Annotated in this window: 17 protein-coding genes and 2 pseudogenes; 9 read left to right on the forward strand and 10 right to left on the reverse strand. The window is 71.1% G+C overall.

Annotation, left to right across the window (positions count from 1 at the left end; translation table 11 throughout):
- The 5 genes from ACFWW8_RS26900 (at window position 1) to ACFWW8_RS26920 (ending at window position 4694) form a co-directional block, all read left to right on the forward strand.
- On the forward strand, window positions 1-756 hold the full coding sequence (locus ACFWW8_RS26900; RefSeq protein WP_386532085.1) for a CoA transferase subunit A: 756 nt from the start codon (window positions 1-3) through the stop codon (window positions 754-756).
- Window positions 756-1397, forward strand: a complete 642-nt coding sequence (locus ACFWW8_RS26905; protein ID WP_386532087.1) for a 3-oxoacid CoA-transferase subunit B — start codon at window positions 756-758, stop codon at window positions 1395-1397. The genes ACFWW8_RS26900 and ACFWW8_RS26905 overlap by 1 nt, the downstream gene beginning before the upstream one ends.
- A gap of 120 nt (window positions 1398-1517) precedes the next feature.
- The gene (locus tag ACFWW8_RS26910) at window positions 1518-2732 is read left to right on the forward strand and encodes an FAD-dependent monooxygenase (protein ID WP_386532089.1); all 1215 of its coding nucleotides are present in this window, start codon (window positions 1518-1520) and stop codon (window positions 2730-2732) included.
- Window positions 2733-2755: 23 nt separating this feature from the next.
- On the forward strand, window positions 2756-3793 hold the full coding sequence (locus ACFWW8_RS26915) for a cupin domain-containing protein (RefSeq protein ID WP_386532091.1): 1038 nt from the start codon (window positions 2756-2758) through the stop codon (window positions 3791-3793).
- A 31-nt stretch (window positions 3794-3824) separates the two neighbouring features.
- The gene (locus ACFWW8_RS26920) at window positions 3825-4694 is read left to right on the forward strand and encodes a fumarylacetoacetate hydrolase family protein (RefSeq protein ID WP_386532093.1); all 870 of its coding nucleotides are present in this window, start codon (window positions 3825-3827) and stop codon (window positions 4692-4694) included.
- Between the two features lie 8 nt (window positions 4695-4702).
- Here ACFWW8_RS26920 and ACFWW8_RS26925 read toward each other — a convergent pair.
- The 5 genes and pseudogenes from ACFWW8_RS26925 to ACFWW8_RS26945 all read right to left on the reverse strand — a co-directional run.
- Window positions 4703-4872, reverse strand: a pseudogene (locus ACFWW8_RS26925) (IS5/IS1182 family transposase); the annotation flags it as partial.
- 178 nt (window positions 4873-5050) lie between these two features.
- On the reverse strand, window positions 5051-5209 hold the full coding sequence (locus ACFWW8_RS26930) for a hypothetical protein (RefSeq protein ID WP_386532095.1): 159 nt from the start codon (window positions 5207-5209) through the stop codon (window positions 5051-5053).
- Complete coding sequence (locus ACFWW8_RS26935) at window positions 5199-5579, reverse strand: recombinase family protein (protein ID WP_386532210.1); 381 nt, start codon at window positions 5577-5579, stop codon at window positions 5199-5201. Before ACFWW8_RS26935 ends, ACFWW8_RS26930 begins: the two co-directional genes overlap by 11 nt.
- Before the next feature lie 156 nt (window positions 5580-5735).
- Window positions 5736-8450, reverse strand: a complete 2715-nt coding sequence (locus ACFWW8_RS26940; RefSeq protein ID WP_386532096.1) for a M4 family metallopeptidase — start codon at window positions 8448-8450, stop codon at window positions 5736-5738.
- A gap of 847 nt (window positions 8451-9297) precedes the next feature.
- Window positions 9298-9896: pseudogene (locus tag ACFWW8_RS26945) on the reverse strand (ISAzo13 family transposase); the annotation flags it as partial.
- Window positions 9897-9966: 70 nt separating this feature from the next.
- Here ACFWW8_RS26945 and ACFWW8_RS26950 point away from each other — a divergent pair.
- The 3 genes from ACFWW8_RS26950 (at window position 9967) to ACFWW8_RS26960 (ending at window position 11797) form a co-directional block, all read left to right on the forward strand.
- Window positions 9967-10458 carry a hypothetical protein gene (locus tag ACFWW8_RS26950; RefSeq protein ID WP_386532098.1) on the forward strand — a complete coding sequence of 164 codons (492 nt, stop codon included), beginning with the start codon at window positions 9967-9969 and terminating at the stop codon, window positions 10456-10458.
- Window positions 10459-10904: 446 nt separating this feature from the next.
- Window positions 10905-11255, forward strand: coding sequence for an SDR family NAD(P)-dependent oxidoreductase (locus ACFWW8_RS26955; RefSeq protein ID WP_386532213.1), 351 nt, complete (start codon window positions 10905-10907; stop codon window positions 11253-11255).
- Between the two features lie 77 nt (window positions 11256-11332).
- Window positions 11333-11797, forward strand: a complete 465-nt coding sequence (locus ACFWW8_RS26960; RefSeq protein ID WP_386532099.1) for a hypothetical protein — start codon at window positions 11333-11335, stop codon at window positions 11795-11797.
- A gap of 56 nt (window positions 11798-11853) precedes the next feature.
- Here the strand turns inward: ACFWW8_RS26960 and ACFWW8_RS26965 are convergent, their stop codons facing one another.
- The 5 genes from ACFWW8_RS26965 to ACFWW8_RS26985 form a co-directional block, all read right to left on the reverse strand.
- The gene (locus ACFWW8_RS26965) at window positions 11854-12369 is read right to left on the reverse strand and encodes a GNAT family N-acetyltransferase (protein WP_386532101.1); all 516 of its coding nucleotides are present in this window, start codon (window positions 12367-12369) and stop codon (window positions 11854-11856) included.
- Between the two features lie 516 nt (window positions 12370-12885).
- Window positions 12886-13320: a DUF6892 domain-containing protein gene (locus ACFWW8_RS26970; protein ID WP_386532103.1), complete on the reverse strand. Its 435-nt coding sequence runs from the start codon at window positions 13318-13320 to the stop codon at window positions 12886-12888.
- Window positions 13321-13636: 316 nt separating this feature from the next.
- Window positions 13637-13933, reverse strand: coding sequence for a hypothetical protein (locus tag ACFWW8_RS26975; RefSeq protein ID WP_386532105.1), 297 nt, complete (start codon window positions 13931-13933; stop codon window positions 13637-13639).
- 237 nt (window positions 13934-14170) lie between these two features.
- Window positions 14171-14827 (reverse strand): hypothetical protein, encoded by a 657-nt coding sequence (locus ACFWW8_RS26980; protein ID WP_386532107.1) that lies wholly within the window; start codon window positions 14825-14827, stop codon window positions 14171-14173.
- A gap of 506 nt (window positions 14828-15333) precedes the next feature.
- Entirely contained in the window at window positions 15334-15942 is a 609-nt protein-coding gene (locus ACFWW8_RS26985) for a TetR family transcriptional regulator (RefSeq protein ID WP_386532109.1), read from the reverse strand.
- A gap of 115 nt (window positions 15943-16057) precedes the next feature.
- Between ACFWW8_RS26985 and ACFWW8_RS26990 the strand changes: the two genes are divergently transcribed.
- Window positions 16058-16915 (forward strand): class I SAM-dependent methyltransferase, encoded by an 858-nt coding sequence (locus tag ACFWW8_RS26990; RefSeq protein WP_386532110.1) that lies wholly within the window; start codon window positions 16058-16060, stop codon window positions 16913-16915.
- The last annotated feature ends 437 nt before the right edge of the window (window positions 16916-17352 follow it).

A 17352-nucleotide genomic window follows, 5' to 3' on the forward strand; every position in this document is an offset into this window, starting at 1 on the left:
GTGGACAAAGTCATGGAAGGCGCCGCCGAGGCGGTGGCCGACATCCAGCCGGGCGCCTCACTGGCCGTGGGCGGTTTCGGTCTCAGTGGTGTACCCGAGTTCCTGATCCGCGCCCTTCTCGCCCAGGGCGCGGACGACCTGCGGGTCGTCTCCAACAACTGCGGGGTCGACGGACGCGGGCTCGGAGTCCTGCTCTCCGCCGGACGCATCGCCCGCGTCACCGGCTCGTACGTCGGCGAGAACAAGGAGTTCGCCCGTCAATACCTCGCCGGTGAGCTGGAAGTGGAGCTCGTCCCGCAAGGAACGCTCGCCGAACGCCTGCGTGCCGGGGGCGCCGGCATCCCCGCCTTCTACACCCCGGCCGGCGTGGGCACCCAGGTCGCCTCCGGCGGACTGCCCTGGCGCCACGCTCCCGACGGCTCGGTCGCCGTCGCGTCACCTGCCAAGGAGACCCGGGAGTTCGCCGGCCGCCGGCACGTGCTGGAGCACGGCATCACCACCGACTACGCCCTCGTACGGGCCTGGCGGGGGGACCGGCACGGAAACCTCGTCTTCCGCAAATCCGCGGCCAACTTCAACCCACTTGCCGCCATGGCCGGCCGCGTCACGATCGCCGAGGTCGAAGAACTCGCGGAACCGGGCGATCTCAGCCCCGAGGAAGTGCACCTCCCTGGCATCTACGTCCGCAGGGTCGTGGAACTCTCCCCGCCGCAGGCGACGGACAAGCCCATCGAGAAGAGGACGGTGCGTCCCTGATGCCCTGGACCCGCAACCACATGGCGGCCCGGGCCGCCGCCGAACTCGCCGACGGCTCCTACGTCAACCTCGGCATCGGGCTGCCCACCCTCATCCCCGGCCTGCTCCCGCCCGGCGTCCACGTGGTCCTCCACTCCGAAAACGGCATCCTCGGCACGGGCCCCTACCCCGTCGCGGACGAGGTCGACCCCGACCTGATCAACGCCGGAAAGGAGACCGTCACCGTACTGCCCGGCGCCTCGTTCTTCGACTCCGCCCTGTCCTTCGGCATGATCCGCGGCGGCCACATCGACACGGCGGTCCTGGGCGCGATGCAGGTGTCGCAGCACGGCGACCTCGCGAACTGGATGGTCCCCGGCAAGATGGTCAAGGGCATGGGTGGAGCCATGGACCTCGTACACGGCGCCGGCCGCGTCATCGTCCTCATGGAACACACCGCCAAGGACGGCAGCCCCAAGATCGTCGAAGACTGCTCCCTGCCCCTCACGGGCGAGCAGTGCGTTCACCGCATCATCACCGACCTCGGCGTCCTCGACGTCACCGAGGACGGCTTGGCTCTCGTGGAGACGGCTCCGGGCGTCACCGTCGCCGACATCGCCGCCCGGACCGACGCACCGGTCCGCACGAACCGTTGGCCGTGACGCCCAGGTGAACTCACGCCGCACTAGTGCGTACACCAATGATCGGCGTTCGACCTACCTGGCGTGACGGTTTCCGCCCTCCCCTCTCCTACGTTCCGCTCCGATCCCCAAGGAGGCCTCATGTGTGCACTCCCCACTCCACTCCGCATCGCCGTCGTCGGCGGCGGCATCGGCGGGCTGGCCGCCGCGCTGGCGGCTGCCCGCGCCGGCCACCACGTCACGGTGCTCGAACGATCCGCCCGGTTCGGCGAGATCGGAGCCGGCTTGCAGCTCGCGCCCAACGCGTCCGCCGCACTGGAACAGCTCGGAGTCCTCCCGGCGGTCCAGCGCAACGCCGTCGCCCCGCCGCGACTGGTGATGATGGACGCTCTGAGCGGTGACGAGGTGACCTCCGTCGACCTGCGCAGCGCGGCGTACACCGAACGCTTCACGCACCCGTACCTGGTCACCCATCGCACCGACCTGCACTCCGCGCTCCTGGACGCCTGCCGGGACCACCCCGCCGTCACGCTCCGCACCGGTCACACCGTCACCCATGCCGAGCAGGACGGCGCGGGAGTACACCTGCACTTCGCCGACACCACGGCGCAGCACACCGCCGACGCGGTCGTGGCCGCCGACGGCCTGCACTCGCGCCTGCGCCAGGCCCTGGTCGACGACGGCGAACCGGTCTGCTCGCGCTACGTGGCCTACCGCGGGGCCCTGTCCGCCCACAGCATGACGGGCAGGATGTCGCAGTACGCCGCGTCGGAAGCGGTGATGGTCTGGGCAGGGCCCCGTATGCACCTGGTGCAGTACCCCGTCCGGCGTGGCGAGCTGTACAACCAGGTCGCCGTGTTCGAGAGCGACCACTACACGCCCGACTCGGACGCCTGGGGCACCGAGGCCGAGCTCGAAGAACGCTTCGCCGGGGCCTGCCAGGCGGTCCGCGACGCGCTCCCGCTGGTGGCACGCGACCGCCGCTGGCCCCTGTACGACCGCCTGCCCATCGACACATGGGTGCACGGCCGCATCGTGCTGCTCGGCGACGCCGCCCACCCCATGCTCCAGTACCTGGCCCAAGGTGCCTGCCAGGCACTGGAGGATGCCGTTGCCCTCGGGGAAGCGCTCGGCCGGTTCGCCGACCCGGCCGACGCGTTCGCCGCGTACGCCGGGCAGCGCCGCCAACGGGCGGCGCTCGTCCAGACGAACGCCCGGCGCTTCGGCGAGATCTGCCACCTGGAGGGAATGGGAGCCACCCTCCGCAACGCCCTCTTCTCGACCCGTTCCTCCGAGGACTTCGACGACATGTCCTGGGTGTGGACGCCGACCCCTGCCTCCGTTCCCGCCCCGTAACCCCGCCACCGCGAGAGGACACCATGAACGACGAACTCGCCTACAAGGCGCTGGAGGGTTCGGGAGCCGCACCGCTGTGGCGCTTCCACGGCAATCTGTTCCCCGCCGAACCGAAGAGCCGTGCCGTTCCCCACCGTTGGAGCTGGCAGGAACTGCGGCCCCAGCTGCTGCACTTCTCCCGGACCCTCTCCCTGGAGGACGCCGAACGACGCGTGCTCATGCTGGTGAACCCCGGTCTGAGCGATCCCCCGGCCACCGTCAACACCCTCTATGCCGGCCTGCAGATCATCCTTCCCGGAGAGACCGCGCAGGCGCACCGGCACACGTCGAACGCGTTTCGCTTCATCCTGGAGGGCAGCGGCGCGTGGACCACCGTCAACGGCGAGCGCGTCTTCATGTCCCCGGGCGACCTGCTGCTCACCCCCGGGTGGCACTGGCACGACCACACCCATGAGGGCGACGCGCCGATGATCTGGCTCGACGCGCTCGACTACCCGCTCGTCAACGCCCTGGAAGCCGGCTTCTACGAGAAGTACCCCCGGCGGCTCCAGCCCGTCACCCGGCCCGACGACGCGGGCAGCAAGCAATTCCTGCACGGCCGGCTGACCCCCACCTGGCTCACCCCTGACGGACCCCACTCCCCCGTCACCCGCTACACCTGGACAGAGACCCAGCGGGCCCTGGAGGCCGTCGCCGACACCGCAGAGGGCAGCGAGGCCGACGGCATCGTCCTCGAATACACCAACCCGTGGACCGGCGGTCCGGTCATGCCCACGATCGGCTGCCGCGTCCAGCGGCTGCGCCCGGGCTTCCGGGGCACCGGGCGCCGGCATACCGCCTCCACCATCTTCAGCGTCGTACGCGGTGAAGGCGCCACGATCGTGGACGGGAAGCGGCTGGAGTGGTCCGAGAACGACACCTTCGCCGTGCCCGGTTGGACGTCCTACCGGCACCTCAACAGCTCGTCCTCGAACGACGCCGTGCTGTTCTCCTACAGCGATGAGCCCGTCATGCGCTCCCTGGGTCTCTACCGCACGGAAGACGCCGACCCCGGCGCCTGATCCGCACATCCGACACTTCATCAAGGAGACCATGGTGCGCCTGGCCCTGTTCAACAAAGGACGTATCGGGCTCCTCGACGGGGACGACCTCGTCGACGTGACCGAACTGCTCGCCGGCTCCGGAACCTTCGGGCCGGCCGGAGCACTCCACCACCACATCGAGACCGCAGACTTGCACGGCCCAGCAGAACTGGACCTCGCCGGCCGTACGCGGTTCCCGCTCGCCGAGACCGTCCTGGAAGCTCCGCTGCCCCGCCCTGGAAAGATCATCGGCGCACCGGTCAACTACCTCGACCACAAGGCCGAGATGGAATACACCACCTCGGTCGCCGACCTCGGTGTCTTCCTGAAGGCCAATTCATCGGTCATCGGACCCGGCCAGGACATCCTCCTGCCCTACTCCGACAAGCGCACGGACCAGGAGGGCGAACTCGGCGTCGTCATCGGCCGCACTGCCGCGCACGTCAGCCCGGACGAGGCCTTGGACTACGTCTTCGGCTACACGTGCCTACTGGACATCACCGTCCGCTCCGGCGAAGACCGCTCCACCCGCAAGTCGTTCGACACGTTCACCCCCATCGGCCCCTGGATCGTGACCGCGGACGAGATCCCGGACCCGGACTCCCTCGACCTCCGCTGCGACGTGGGCGGTGCCCGCCGGCAGCGGACCAACACGGCCCACCTGATCTACGGCATCCGGGACCTGATCGCCTACACCTCCTCCGTCATGACCCTCCACCCCGGCGACGTGATCGCCACGGGCACCCCCGCCGGAGTCGGCCCGCTGAGCCACGGAGACCGCGTGGTCGTGGAGATCGAGCGGATCGGCCGCCTGGAGGTGGGCGTCGACGGCTCCCGTGCCACCCCGTACGAGGAACGTCCCGGACGCAGGGACCACTGACCGAGCGGTCACACGTGCAGGTCGGCTCGTATCTCGTAGCGGATCCGGAGCCGTTTGAACGGGTGGAGCCAGGCGAAGGTCCGCTCGACGACCCAACTGTTCTGCCGAGGCCGGAGCCGTGGACGGTGCCGCGGCGGCCGATCTCGGGTGTGATCCCGCAAGCCCCGATCATGCGCCGGCCCCTCCGTGCAGGTGCTCACCCACACCTCTCAGCCGGCGGTCGCGCTCGGTCGTGGGCCCGCGCCGAACAACGGCCCGTCCCTCACGGCCACGTCCATGCGCAGCCGTTTGCAGCGCAGAGGGTGGCGCCAGACGCCTCTGCCGGTCGACGACCGAATCGGCGTTGATCTCGGCGATCAGCCTGTGGGCCGATGACGGGGCCCGCGGGCCTTCAGCTCGGGCACGCACGTGGAGAGGGTCGTCCGGGAGACGTCCAACTGCTTGGCGAGCGAGGTGACCGTGGCCTCCGGGTCGGCGGGCATCGCGCGGGCGTGCCGGATCTGCTCAGCGTTCACCGCCGGCGGGCGGCCGATCTGCTGGCCGCGGGCGCGCGGCGGCCGGGCCCTCGTGGGTGCCCTGGATGATCAGCTCGCGGATGAACTCCGCGAGGGTGGCAAAGACGTGGAATACGAGCCTGCCGCCGGGGGTGGTGGTGCCAGTGACGCGTGCAGGGAGTGGAAAGCCCACCCCGCGCTTGTCCAGACCGGCCACGATGGAGATGAGGTCCTGGATGGAGCGGCCGAGCCGGTGGGGGGAGAGCACCACGAGGGTGTCGCCCGGCCGGGCGTAGTCGAGCGCCTTCCGCAGCTCGGGCCGCTCGGCATTCTTCCCGGACCGCTTGTCCGCGAAGATCCGCGCGCACCCGGCGCCCTCCGAGCCGAGGATCTGCCGGTCGAGGAGCGGCCCTTGGTGGAGACGCGGCCGTAGCCGACGAGGACGCCGGTCAGGTCCGCCGCGGGTGCCGGGTGCCGGGCTCGTCTACGAGCCCGGCACCGGCCCCGTGACCGGCGGTCGCTCAGCCGGATAGGGGTGGGCGGAGGGTCAGCAGGTGCCGGCGGGGCGGTTGCGGGCCACCAGGTCGGTACGTCCTGCGGTGGAGTCGAGCCAGACCACCCGGGTGCCCTGGTCGGCTGCCGCCATGACCTGGCTTCCGCGGTTGCAGGAGAGGCGCTTGGGGGTTCCGCCGGTAAGGGGGAGCTGCCAGAGCTTGGGCAGTACCGCGTTGGACCAGCCCCCGGCGGGATTGGCGTCCCAGACGTTGAAGGTGACCGACCGGTCGGAGGCGGTGAGTTCCATGTTCGCCGGGGCGTGCGGCGTGTCCCTCCGCAGCACGTCGGTCGTTCCGGAGCCGTTCAGCGCCCCCGAACGGATCGCGCTGCGCTTCGTCCGGTCCCCGGGGTTCTCGACCCAGAGCAGTCTGCCCCCCGCGAGCAGCGTGGAGGAAGTCCAGATCCCGCTGCCGCCGTTCGGGTCGCCCGTCACGTACTGCGCGGTGACCTTGCCGTCTGCGAGCGAGTAGACGGTGGGCGCGGAAACCTCGCCCGCGCCGGCCGTCCAGGTTTCGGTCCCGCCGAGCAGCCCGTCCTTCAGGGTGAGGCCGGTCATGTCGTGACCGTCGGGCAGCGGGAGCTTCCCGGCCGGTGCGCCGTCGCGGAAGAGGAGCACCTGGCCCTGGCCGGTGGTGGGGTCGCTGACCCGGAAGGCCACGTCGGAGCCCGAGATCTGGACGTCGGCGGGCCACTGGGCCGGGGAGCGGAAGAGGCTGCGGATCGGGCCCCCGGACAGGGAGCGGGTCAGCACCTCGAACCCCCATACGCCCTGGGTGTCGGTGCCCTGTGCCACCCAGGCGGCGGACTTGCCGTCGGTGGCCGACCAGCCGTGTGCCCGCTGGTCCTGCGGGCTGAGCCTGGTGGGGGCGGCGGCGCTGGTGGTGGAGCCGGTGTACAGGGGGGTGCCCTGGCCCTTCTTGGCCGGGTCGGTGTTGCCCATCACCCAGCGGCCGTCGGCGACGGCCGGCCTGCCGGGGCTGGCGGCGCCCCGGAGCAGCAGGTGACTGTCCACGCCGAGCTTCTGCTGCCAGCCGGCCCGGATCCCGTGCGCGTCGAACGCCGCTGTCACCGAACGGAGTTGGGCGCGGGTGAGCTTCATCGCCTTGCCCGCGGCGAGCACCGCGTTGCGCCCGTCGACGAAGTCGTCCAGCGGGGTGAGGTAGTCGGCGAGCGCCCGGTAGATCAGCCGGTCGGCGACGAGGGGGTCCAGTGTGCGCCGGATGTCCCACAGTGCGCCGCCGAAGATGGTGGAGTTCGGGTGCACCCCGCCGCTGTCGACGTCGTTCCCGGCGCCGAGGTAGTCGTTCAGGGTGGTCCGGCGGTCGTCCAGGCGGCGCTGCGCGCAGGCCTCCGGTGTACCGGTGAGGCACAGGGTCTCGCCCAGCAGCGCGGCCTTCGGGTCGTCCATCGCGATGCCCCGGGCGGTCACCTCGATGGCGTTGCCGAAGTAGTCGGCCAGTGCCTCGTTCATCGAGCCGGGCTGACCGGCGCCCACCAGGCCGGCGGTGTGGTGGATGACGCCGTGGGTCATCTCGTGGCCCGCTATGTCGAGGGGGACGGAGAACGGCCGGTAGGTGCCGCCGCCGACTCCGTAGATCATCTTCCGGCCGTCCCAGAGCGCGTTGTTCATGGGCGTGCCGTCGTCGCTCGCGTTGGCCACCGAGATGATCGCGGAACCCTTGCCGTCCAGCCCGTTCCGGCCGAGCCGGTCGCGGTAGAAGTCGTACACGGCGCCGGCGTTGAGGTGCGCGTCGGTGGCGCCGCTGCTGCCCGTGGCGGCCGGGAAGTCCGGGCCCGGGGAGCGGGCCGGGAGGACGTCGGCGGGGACGCCGCCTCCGAAGTCGTAGTAGCTGCGGCCCGCCGCGTCGTAGGTGGTGATGGTGGCCGGCCGGGTGAGGTCGGTGAGCTGGTAACTCCCGTCCGGCAGTCGGCCGATGTTCACGTTGACGGTGCGGCCGAGGGCATCCGGGGCGGTGCCTGCGGCAGGCTCGGCGCCCGGCGCGGTGCGGGCTGTGGCGGTGTCCGGGATGCGGGCGTCGTAGGAGAGGGCGATCGTGCCGTCGGTGGCGTCCACGTAGACCTCACGGGCCTGTGGTCCACCGGTGGCCGGGGCGGCGCCGCGCAGGGTGAAGTGCCGGGCCAGCCAGCCGGCGCCGCCGGGCAGGATCAGCTGGCCGTGGTCCTCGGCCCTGGCCCCGGCGCGGGCGCGCGGGTCACCGAGCGAACCGAGTGCCAGCTCGCGGAGCACGGCATCGGGGACGGTGGCGATGGTCGGTGCGGTGAGACCGGTGAAGTACTTGCCGCCGACCGACTCGACCCGCTGCTCGGCGCCGTCACCGGTGAGGTGGACGAGGTACTGCGCGCCGAATACGGGCATACCGTGGTGGCGCTGCTGGAACCTGACGGTGTGCCGGCCGCCCGTGCCGCGCTCGGACGCGATCTCGGTCAGCTGCGCGGTATCGATGCGGTACCGGTCCGGGTGGGCCGCGAGATGAGCCTTGGCGGCATCGGCCGGACTCCCCTGGGCCGGCTCGACGAGGCCGGTGACCAGCTGCGGGGCGGCGGTGTCCGTGCCTGCCACCAGAGCCGGGACGGGATCGGGTGCCGGGGCGGCGGCCTGGGCGAGGGGCGTCCCGGCCAGGGCCAGGGTCATGGCGGCTGTGATGCCGAGTCCGAGCGCTGTGGGTGTGCGGGAATGACGGTGCAATGGTCCTCCTGCGGTGTGCGGATCGGTGGAAGCGGCACGCGGGAAGCGTGACGAACAACCAGATGCGGGCTCGACCGCAGCCGTTCCGGCCGTCCGGAAAGTTGGGTGCAAGAGGCACGGAACGGAGACTGTTCGCGCACGGGCGAACTGTCCGCAAGGGCAGCGAAGGTGCGGGCGGGGTGGATTGAGCCCGTGCTGATCGCCGCAGGACCGCCGTGTAGCCGGCCCGCCACCACTGCCTGCCCGGGGGTCGCGGAGCGGGTCGGTTGGTTGCGGTGAAGACGGCGGTGAGGGGGGTGTACGCGGGGACCCCGGTGCGTTCGGTCGGGGTGCGGGCCGGCCGCTGAGGTAAACGACTTGAGGCCTGCCTGGGTGATGACGTCCGGCTGCTCAAGCGGACGCTCGGCTGGACCCACCCCCGCCAGGTCCTCGTCCCCGACGCCCGCAAATTCGACTCGCCAGGAAGGGTCGATGAAGACCGGGTAGAGGGGCAAGGAAGGCCCGGGCACGTTGCCCGAGTCGACCATCCGACGGATCGCGTCCTGCGCGCTGGCCGGCCCCCCGACGGCGCCCAGGCTGCGCTCTAACTGCGGAAGGATGCTCACGGTGCTGACAGCGTCAGCGAACGGGCGCCCAGGTTCTGCTGCGGCGCCGGCGACGCGCTCAGCTCGGCGATCTGGGCGCGGACCTGCGCGAGGGGGGCAAAGTCGCGGAGGGCGTCCCCCAGAGCGTGTCCCCCAGGAGCGGGTTCACCGCGACCCCGACGCTGGATGGGCCTCAAGGCTCCTTCGGGTAAAACCGCTGCCAACGAACCCGTATGTAGCGGCCCCTAAGGACTTGCAGATCATCAACACGTTGTTTTGATCTTGTTGTCCTCGCCCGTCTGTGCCCGGACCCGGGCCTGAAGGGCGGCGAGGGTCGTGGGTGGCGTTGTCGCGGGTGCGACAGCGATGCCGTGTGCCTCGAGCAGGCGCCGGTTCATCCACAGGGTGCGGTGCATGGCGGTGCGGCTGGTGCCGAACAGCACAGCGAGGGGCTCCGCGGGCAGGGCGGCCCGTAGGTGGAGGACGGTGGCCAGGACCTGGTCGGGGAAGGTCAGCCCGGGCGGGCGGCCGCGCCGGCTATCCCCGTCTGGGGCCAGGGTCTTGGTGAGGTCGTTCCGTTGCAGGCGGAGCATCCCGGTCAGTGCGGAATCGGAGAGCAGGGCCTCGTCCCACTCCGGCTCCGGCGTCTGTGGGGTCCGGGCCGCCGGGATCACGGGTGATGGCTGCGGGGGCAGGGCATAGTGCCGTCGCCGTGGAAGGCATGCCGGGTCAAGGGCAGGACGGCCATCTCCGCATCACTGATCGTGACTCCGGTCGGGTAGGTATGGGTGTCGAGTCCGGCCCTCACGCACAGTCCGGTGCGGGTGGTGGTCGCGGCGATGGACTGGACGGCCGCGCCGTGGCAGTTACGGGTACCCGGCTTCTCCCGGCCAGTGCCGACGAGTACGCTCCCGCCCGTGAACGATCTTCGGGTGGCAGCGTCCGTAGTCACGGGCGGACTGGTCTTCGGCACACTCGCCGTCATCGGTGGCTGGTGGGCCCTCAACGGTGGGCTCTACGGCTGCACCGCCGCGGACGCGGGACTGCAGGACCCGATGGCCGCCCAGATCCGGGCGCTCGGCACCCCGCAAGGAGCACAGCCCCAAGGAGAGTCCTACTCCGGCTGCGACGACGACGATGCCTTCGCGTACGTCGGCCGCGAGTACGCCGAGCCCGCCCACCGAGCGGACGTAGTCGCCTACTACCGGACGGCTGCCGACCAGAACGGCTGGCTGCCGGCACCCCCCGATCCGGATGATCCTGCCGGGCGCAACGACCCGGGTGGCGAGCGCACCGGCCTCTGCCTCATCAAGCGGATCGACGGTGCCACCGCCCATCTCGGCGTGTCCTGGGCGTTCGATGGTGGGCAGGGCTACACGGTGGAGGCCCGGGCGAGCAAGAGCGGCAACTCCTGGTGCCCTTGAGTACGGCCCCGAGCGCCGGCAGGGTCTGTCCACCGGGTGTGGCCCCCTCGTGCCGACTGCCAGGGCCGCCGTGATCGAAAGGAAGCCGGTCGGCCTTCCCTCCCGGGCGGACCGACCGGCTGACGACGGGAGGTCGCGCGGTCGAGCAGGCTGCGGTGCAGGAGCGGGCGGACGCCGCGGCCCGGAGCGAGAAGTACGGGCGGTGGCCGCCTGCTCGCGGAACGACACGGAATCAATGCGAGCGCCAGGACCTCGACGCCCACGCCCTCCTCGCCGCCTTCGAGCGCGACAGAAGCACCGCCATCAGTGAACGCCGACCTGACCGACCCCTCCGTCGTCCACACCATGGCCGACTCCGTCCGCGCCGAGATCGGCCCCGTCGGGATCCTCGTCAACAACGCCGGCTCCTATCCCCGCGTCCCCTGACAGGACACCGACGAAGCCGCCTGAACTACTCCCTCGACGTGAACCTCACCGCCCACTACCGCACCTGCCACGCCCTGACCCCCGGCATGATCGAACGGCGCTGCGGCCGGATCGTGAACATCGGCAGCGTCAACGCCCGCGCCGGTCGCACCCACCTCGTCGCCACTCAAGCCCGGGGAGAGCGCCCACGTCCTGCGGGGCGCCATCGGTGCCGGCGAACTCGGGATGGGGTAGTGGTCCATCGCGAGAAGGACGTCGCGGAATCCTCCGGCGCGGTGTGCCGGACATGGGGGGATTCGGTGCGCGGTGTCCCCGCGGTGCCTGCTGTCCACGGCTCTGACCAGGTACGCAGGTCCGAACAGGATGAGTAGGCGTACTCAGGTGGCGGGACCCTGCAGCTTCGAGACTGGCAACAGAACGAACGAAGCAGAACGGGACGGGGAACGAAATGGTGCGGCGCTGGTCGAAGCCCGAGATGTGGGTGCCCGGTGGATACCTGGCCCTGGTCGCCGCGATGCTGGTCCGGCTTGAGATGGCCTCCCAGGCCGGGCACGACACCATCTTCAGCACACTCGGGCCCATACTGGCCACGGCGCCGGTCAGCCTCCTGCTGCTGACCGCCTTCGGAGCCGCAAAGGCCGCCCTGGAGTCAGCCGAGGTGCCGCCCCCGACCGCGGAGCCCTCCTACGGCTCGCTGCCGCCCGCCGAGCCGCTCACGGAGTCCGTTCCGGAGCCGGGACGGTACCCCGCAGACTGGGTACCGGACCCGTCCGTGGCCGCCGAGCCCGACCTGTGGGCCGGACTCGGCATCTACGCCCCGCTCCTGATCGGCGCACTGATCAACGCCACGGCGATCTGGGCCCTGCTGCGCCATCTGGCCAAGGGGCGCGAAGCCAGGAGTGCGCTGGTCTAGGACGGATCGTTTGGATCACCGAGCCCGGCTGGATTCCACTTCGCTGCCTCGTCGCGTCAGATACTGCCGAAGGGTTCGGGGTAGGTGAATTCGCCTTGTACGGACGGATCGTAGGCGTGCAGGGGGCGGATCTGGAACATGTGCTCCCAGGCTGGTTCCTCGCCGACGATGCCAAAGTCGGTGCTCGGCTGGAAGCCGAACCGCCCGTAGAAGTCGGGGTCACCGAGGACAACGACCATCAAGGTGTCGAGGGCGTCGGCTGCGGCGAGAGTGGCGTGGACCAGGGCCGTTCCGACGCCGCGGCGGCGATGGTCGCATCGCACACCGAGCAGGCTGAGGTTGGGGACTCGGACGGCACCGATTCGGCCCCAGGTGCACAGAGCATGACCGATGATCGCGCCGTCCTCGCCCTCGGCCACCAGCGAGAGCGCTGGTATCCAGTTTTCACCCTTGTGCAGTGAGTCCCGCAGAATCACCTCCACAGGTTCCTCCTCGTGCGGCTTGTAGGAGGAGGCGATGGTCACCGCACGGACAGCGGCCAGGTCGGCGGGGATTTCTCGTCTGATCAGCACCTACGCAGTGTGACCCTCCGGCCGACCTGGCGTGTGTGCGGGGGCTGTCAGAGAGATGGCCTCATCTCGCGGACCAAGGAGGATGCCCGCGATGTGGAGTCCGGCGAGGTAGATGGTGGCGGTCTCCTCGCGGTCCCACGGGAGCGGGACGCCGAGCGCGTCCGTCAGTCGGTCCGCGGCCCACCCCGCGCCGACCGGGCCACGCAGCGCGGCGCGTACCGCACCTCCGGGTCGGCCGCCTCCGCCACCGCCCGCGACCACTCCCCCGGGCCCGCGTCGGCCGCCGGAACCAGCCCGGTCCCGGCCGCCCACCGCCACGCCGCCAGCGGCACCCGCAGGCGCCCCGCGGCTTGGCCCTCGCCTACACCTCACGCTCAGGGCGATGTCCATGGGCTGGAAGCCCTGGATGTGGACTCCTCGCCCTGCGCGGTGGCCATCGAGTACGCGGAGCAGCCACCATGAGATCAGGTCCAATGGGGGCATGGTGGTTGGCCAGGGCTGCTGGAGTAGCGGGGCTCAGTCGGTGTCGATGCCGCGCGCGGCAAAGACCTCCGCCGCGTCCGGCACGGCCAGGACGCCGTCCTCCACGAAGGTGACCTCCCGCAGGTTGGGCAGCAGGGCGAGGTCGTCGAGCGAGCGGACGTCGAACAGATCGTCCTCGCCATCCCAGGCGGGGGCGCAGTGCCGGAAGACTTCCGCCCCGGCGTCGAAGCACAGCTCCTCGACACCGGCGAGCAGCTCGTCCGGGATCTCCAGAGCCTCGAAATGGGCCCGGGACTCCGGCAGCACCTCCGCATGCAGGCCGTTCTCCAGGACGTGGGACGCGGGGTCGCCGATCCCCCGCTCGGCCAGCCGCGCGGGCAGGTCGTAGACCGGGAGGAGCGGCTCGGGTCCGTACATGAGCTCCTCGATGACGAGCAGCTTGAGGTTGAAGTCGCGAAAGTGGCTCATGGGAGATGAGTACCAGAGGTACGCCCCTGGTCGGAGCCCGGCCCCCGGCCGGTTACAGCGCCCCGTCGGCACCCGTGCACACCCGAACAACTATATTTCCCGGACTCGGGATTTACCCTGATGAGCCGCCTTCGTGACAGTGACGGACCTGCGTACATTCCGCTCCACGTCAGCGTGTACCGCCAAGGCACCACCGACGCGTCAGCAGCAGGCCGAACAGCTCGCCGCCCTCGCCGCGCTGGGCGGCCCGGGGGGCCTCGGCCAGGGCCGACGGCGGCGGCGCCATGAACAACAAGGGGGCCGTGGGCAGCCCCTATCAGGAAGCGAGGCCGCGGCGGGCGCGGAGCCAGCGGATGCCCTTCACGGCGTAGACGGCAGTCATGAGCACGAAACCGGTGACAGCGAGCCAGAACCAGGATTCCGACTCCGTGAGACTCAGCATCACGCCACTCATGAGAAGCAGGGAGGCGACGACATCCAGCAGTTCAAGACGTGCCTCGGAGCGCACCTCGGAGTTGGGACCGCGCAACCGGCGGACGATGGGAACGAGGCCAAGGGCTTGCAGGATCGCCAGACCGAGAACGATCCAGACCCCCCAGTCGGGTATGTCCACGGCGCGCACTGTACCGCCCGCCCCGACTGCGACAAAGACCGGACTCTCTTCCAGCTCCAAGGTCGGATTCGAGCCCCTCCCCCACTCGCTCTCGGCCTGAGTTCCCTGCCAGCTGGGGTTCATCGAGGTGGAGACGTCCGAGGAGTACGGAGCCGAGCAGTGTTCGGCGTGCGGCCCTCGGCCGTGCCGTCCGGCTGAGCGGTCCCGCCTCCCCTTCGCCGGGGGAAGCCCCCGACGTCAGGCGGTCGGCTGCGGGCGTCCGTGGGACAGGCCCGACCGCCGCAGGGCGCGCAGCATGGCCGGCAGGTCTCTGGGCTCGCCGCCCGAACCGCGGACGAGGGTCTCCAGCAGCTCCGGCGTCAGCTCGTACCGCTCGGCGCGGCGCACCAGTTCCGCGCGGCCCTCCCCGAGGACGGCCTCGCCGTCGAGCTCCCGCAGTAGCTCGTCCTCGTTGACGAAGCGGCTCAACCCGCAGTCGAGACCGTCGTCATCGAGGTCCGCCGGGTACGGAGCGCGTGCCCAGGACCCGTTCTCGGACCAGTACACGCACCCCAGCTCGTTCCCCGCGATCAGCTCACGGAGCTCGTCGTGAGGGAGCCAGGCCGGAGCGCCGGCCAGCATGTCGACCGGCGGCTCGTGCCACTTGACCCCGCTGGACTCGTCCTCACCGAAGAGCACGAACCGGTCTCCGCCCAGCGGCTTCAGCGTCCACCAGGTGCAGCCGCAGTCGTCGAGGTGCAGCCCACGGTCGTCGATCCAGCAGCCCGTGCGGTGGACCGGCGGCTTCTGCTCCGTTTCGGTCGTCGCCTTCAGCACGGCGACCGCGCTCCACCGGGCCCACAGGACCTCCGGCGCGGGCAGGTCCTGCGGCAGTCCGGGCCGGTGCACTGTCATTCCATCCCCCACGGTGGCGCGATCACGTTCCCGACGCACCCTAACCGTTCCCGGTGGGACCCCTACCGCCGTGCGGTGTCTGGGTGGCGCGACGTACTGCGTCGGTGATGGTCATCATGAGCCGGTAGGCCATCGCCGCAGCCCGCGCGGCTTCCCCCAGGGTCTTCGGAGACGGCACCAGCCCCCGCCTGACCCGGACCGGGACCGGGACGGGCGCGGGCGTGTAGGGGTGAGTTCGAGCACTCGGTGACGGGGATGGCGCCGGCGCACTGCCCGGGCCTGTTGCCCGTGACGCTGCCGACCGAAGCGGTGGCGGGGCCGCCGCTGTAGATGCCGCCACCAACGCACGGCCACACGCCCAGGATCGGACAGCAGGCCCCGGCCTGACCGGGTGTGGCCAGGGAGCGGGACACCTCCACGCGAGCGGAGGTCCCGCCTGTCGGACTCGGCACCCGGCAGTGGGCCGCCACGGGCCAGGCGTCGGCGCCTGGCCCTGGGCCCGGAGGCTACGCCGTCGGCGGCTGCCCGGCGCCGCCGAGCAGCATGGCCAGCAGCCGCCGCGTGGTCGCCTCCGCGTCTTCTCCCTGTCCGGGAACGCGTGTCATCAGCAGGTGGTGAATCGTGCCGACCAGCGCGAGCGCGATGGTGGCGGTATCGGCCCCGGCGGTCAGCCGGCCGCCGCGCTGCTCGGCCTGGAGGTAGGCGGTGAATGCATGCTGGATCGCATCGAAGGCGGGTGCGCCGGACTGGAACCCCTCCCGGGTGTGCAGCGCGGCTGCCGGTCGAGTCATCGCCAGCCCCACCACCGCCGGCGGCAGCGCCTCCAGCAGGTCGAGGACGACCTCCTGCAGGTTGCCGGCGATCGTGGCTTCGCCCACCTTTGCCTCCAGCGCCTCGGCCTGGCGGGCGCTGCGCGCGAACCGGTCCAGGAGCAGCTCGGCGACGAACTCGTCCAGGCCGGTGAAATGCGTGTGCAGGACGCCCTTGCCGCAGTCCGCCTCCGCGGTGATCGCGCGGCTGGTCAGAGCCGCCGCGCCATCGCGCTCCACCACCCGCTCCGCGGCCGTGAACAACCGCTCGCGCACATCCGGAATCGCCACTCCACGAGGTGACACAACCGCCCCTTCCCTCAACCCCATTGCAGGTATGGGCATCCGTCCATACTGTTTGGGCACTTGCCCATACTAGAGCCGGGGCGCCGTGCTGCGCCCAGGTGGGAGGGAGTCATCCATGGCTCATTTCGCCAACACCGCCCAGGCCGAGGCGTGGAACGGATACGAGGGCGAGCACTGGGCCCGCAGCCAGGACCGCTGGGATGCCGTCAACGAGGGCTTCAACCAGCCCCTCCTGGACGCCGCGGGCATCGCGGAGACCGATGGTGTGCTGGACGTCGGCTGCGGGGCCGGACGCACCACCCGCCTCGCGGCCCGGCGCGCCCGCCGCGGACAGGCACTGGGGCTGGACCTGTCCGGCCCGATGCTGACGAAGGCCCGCGAGAGCGCCGTACGGGAGCGGGTAAAGAACGTCGCCTTCCACCAAGGCGACGCGCAAGTCCACGCGTTCGACGCCGAGGGCTTCGATGCGGTCATCAGCCGGTACGGCATGACCTTCTTCGCCGACCCCGCCGCCGCGTTCGCCAACCTCCACCACGCACTGCGCCCCGGCGGCCGGCTGGCCTTCATCTGCGCGGCCGAAGCCGAGGCCAACCAGTGGCTCGAGGCGCTGGCCTCCCTGGAGGCCGTCGTGCCGCTCGGGGGCTTCGGCAAGGCCGGCGGCCCCGGCATGTTCTCCCTCACCGACCCCGACCGCATCCGCACCCTGGTCACCGCGGGCGGGTTCACCGATGTCGACGTACAGCGCATCGAGGTGCCGGGCAACTGGGGCGCCGACGCGCAGGGCGCCGCTGCGTTCCTACTGGGCTCCGGCCCGGGCCGGCACCTGCTCAGCCAGGCCACCCCGCAGCAGCAGACCCAGGCCCGCCGGACGCTGACCGACGTCCTCGGCCGTTACGAGTCGGACGGGGCGGTGTGGCTGCGCAGCAGCTCATGGATGGTCACCGCCGTACGCGGCGGGGCCGCGCTGAATTGACCGCCGCCCCGGCCGCTCTCGCAGCCACTCGCGAGGGTCCATGCGGGCGATTGCCTGGGGGCCGAGAGCGGCGCAGACACCGAGGGTGCGCAAGACGCTCCAGCGGAGCCTGAGAATCGGCAGCGTCGCGATCAATGATCGCAGGGCGGCGAGGCGCAGGGTGGTCAGGGCGGGCAGGGTGGTGGGCAGCGGTCCGAGGCTCCGGTACGTGTCCGCGCATGCGCGGGCAGCCGACCGGGTCGTCCTCCTGCACGGTGTCGACAGCACGGCTTGGAAAGCACGGCCGGGCTGGCGCCTTGGTCGGGTTGGCAGGGCGGCCAGACCCCCTGCTGCCGCCGGGCTGGTGGCCGTGGCCCCTCGCTGCTGCTTACGGTCGCAGCCCCTGCCCCGCCACCGCACTCGGCGCGGGCCGCGTTCCACCGCATCATTCAGACCGC

Source organism: Streptomyces sp. NPDC058701, from assembly GCF_042715295.1.
Lineage (GTDB): Bacteria > Actinomycetota > Actinomycetes > Streptomycetales > Streptomycetaceae > Streptomyces.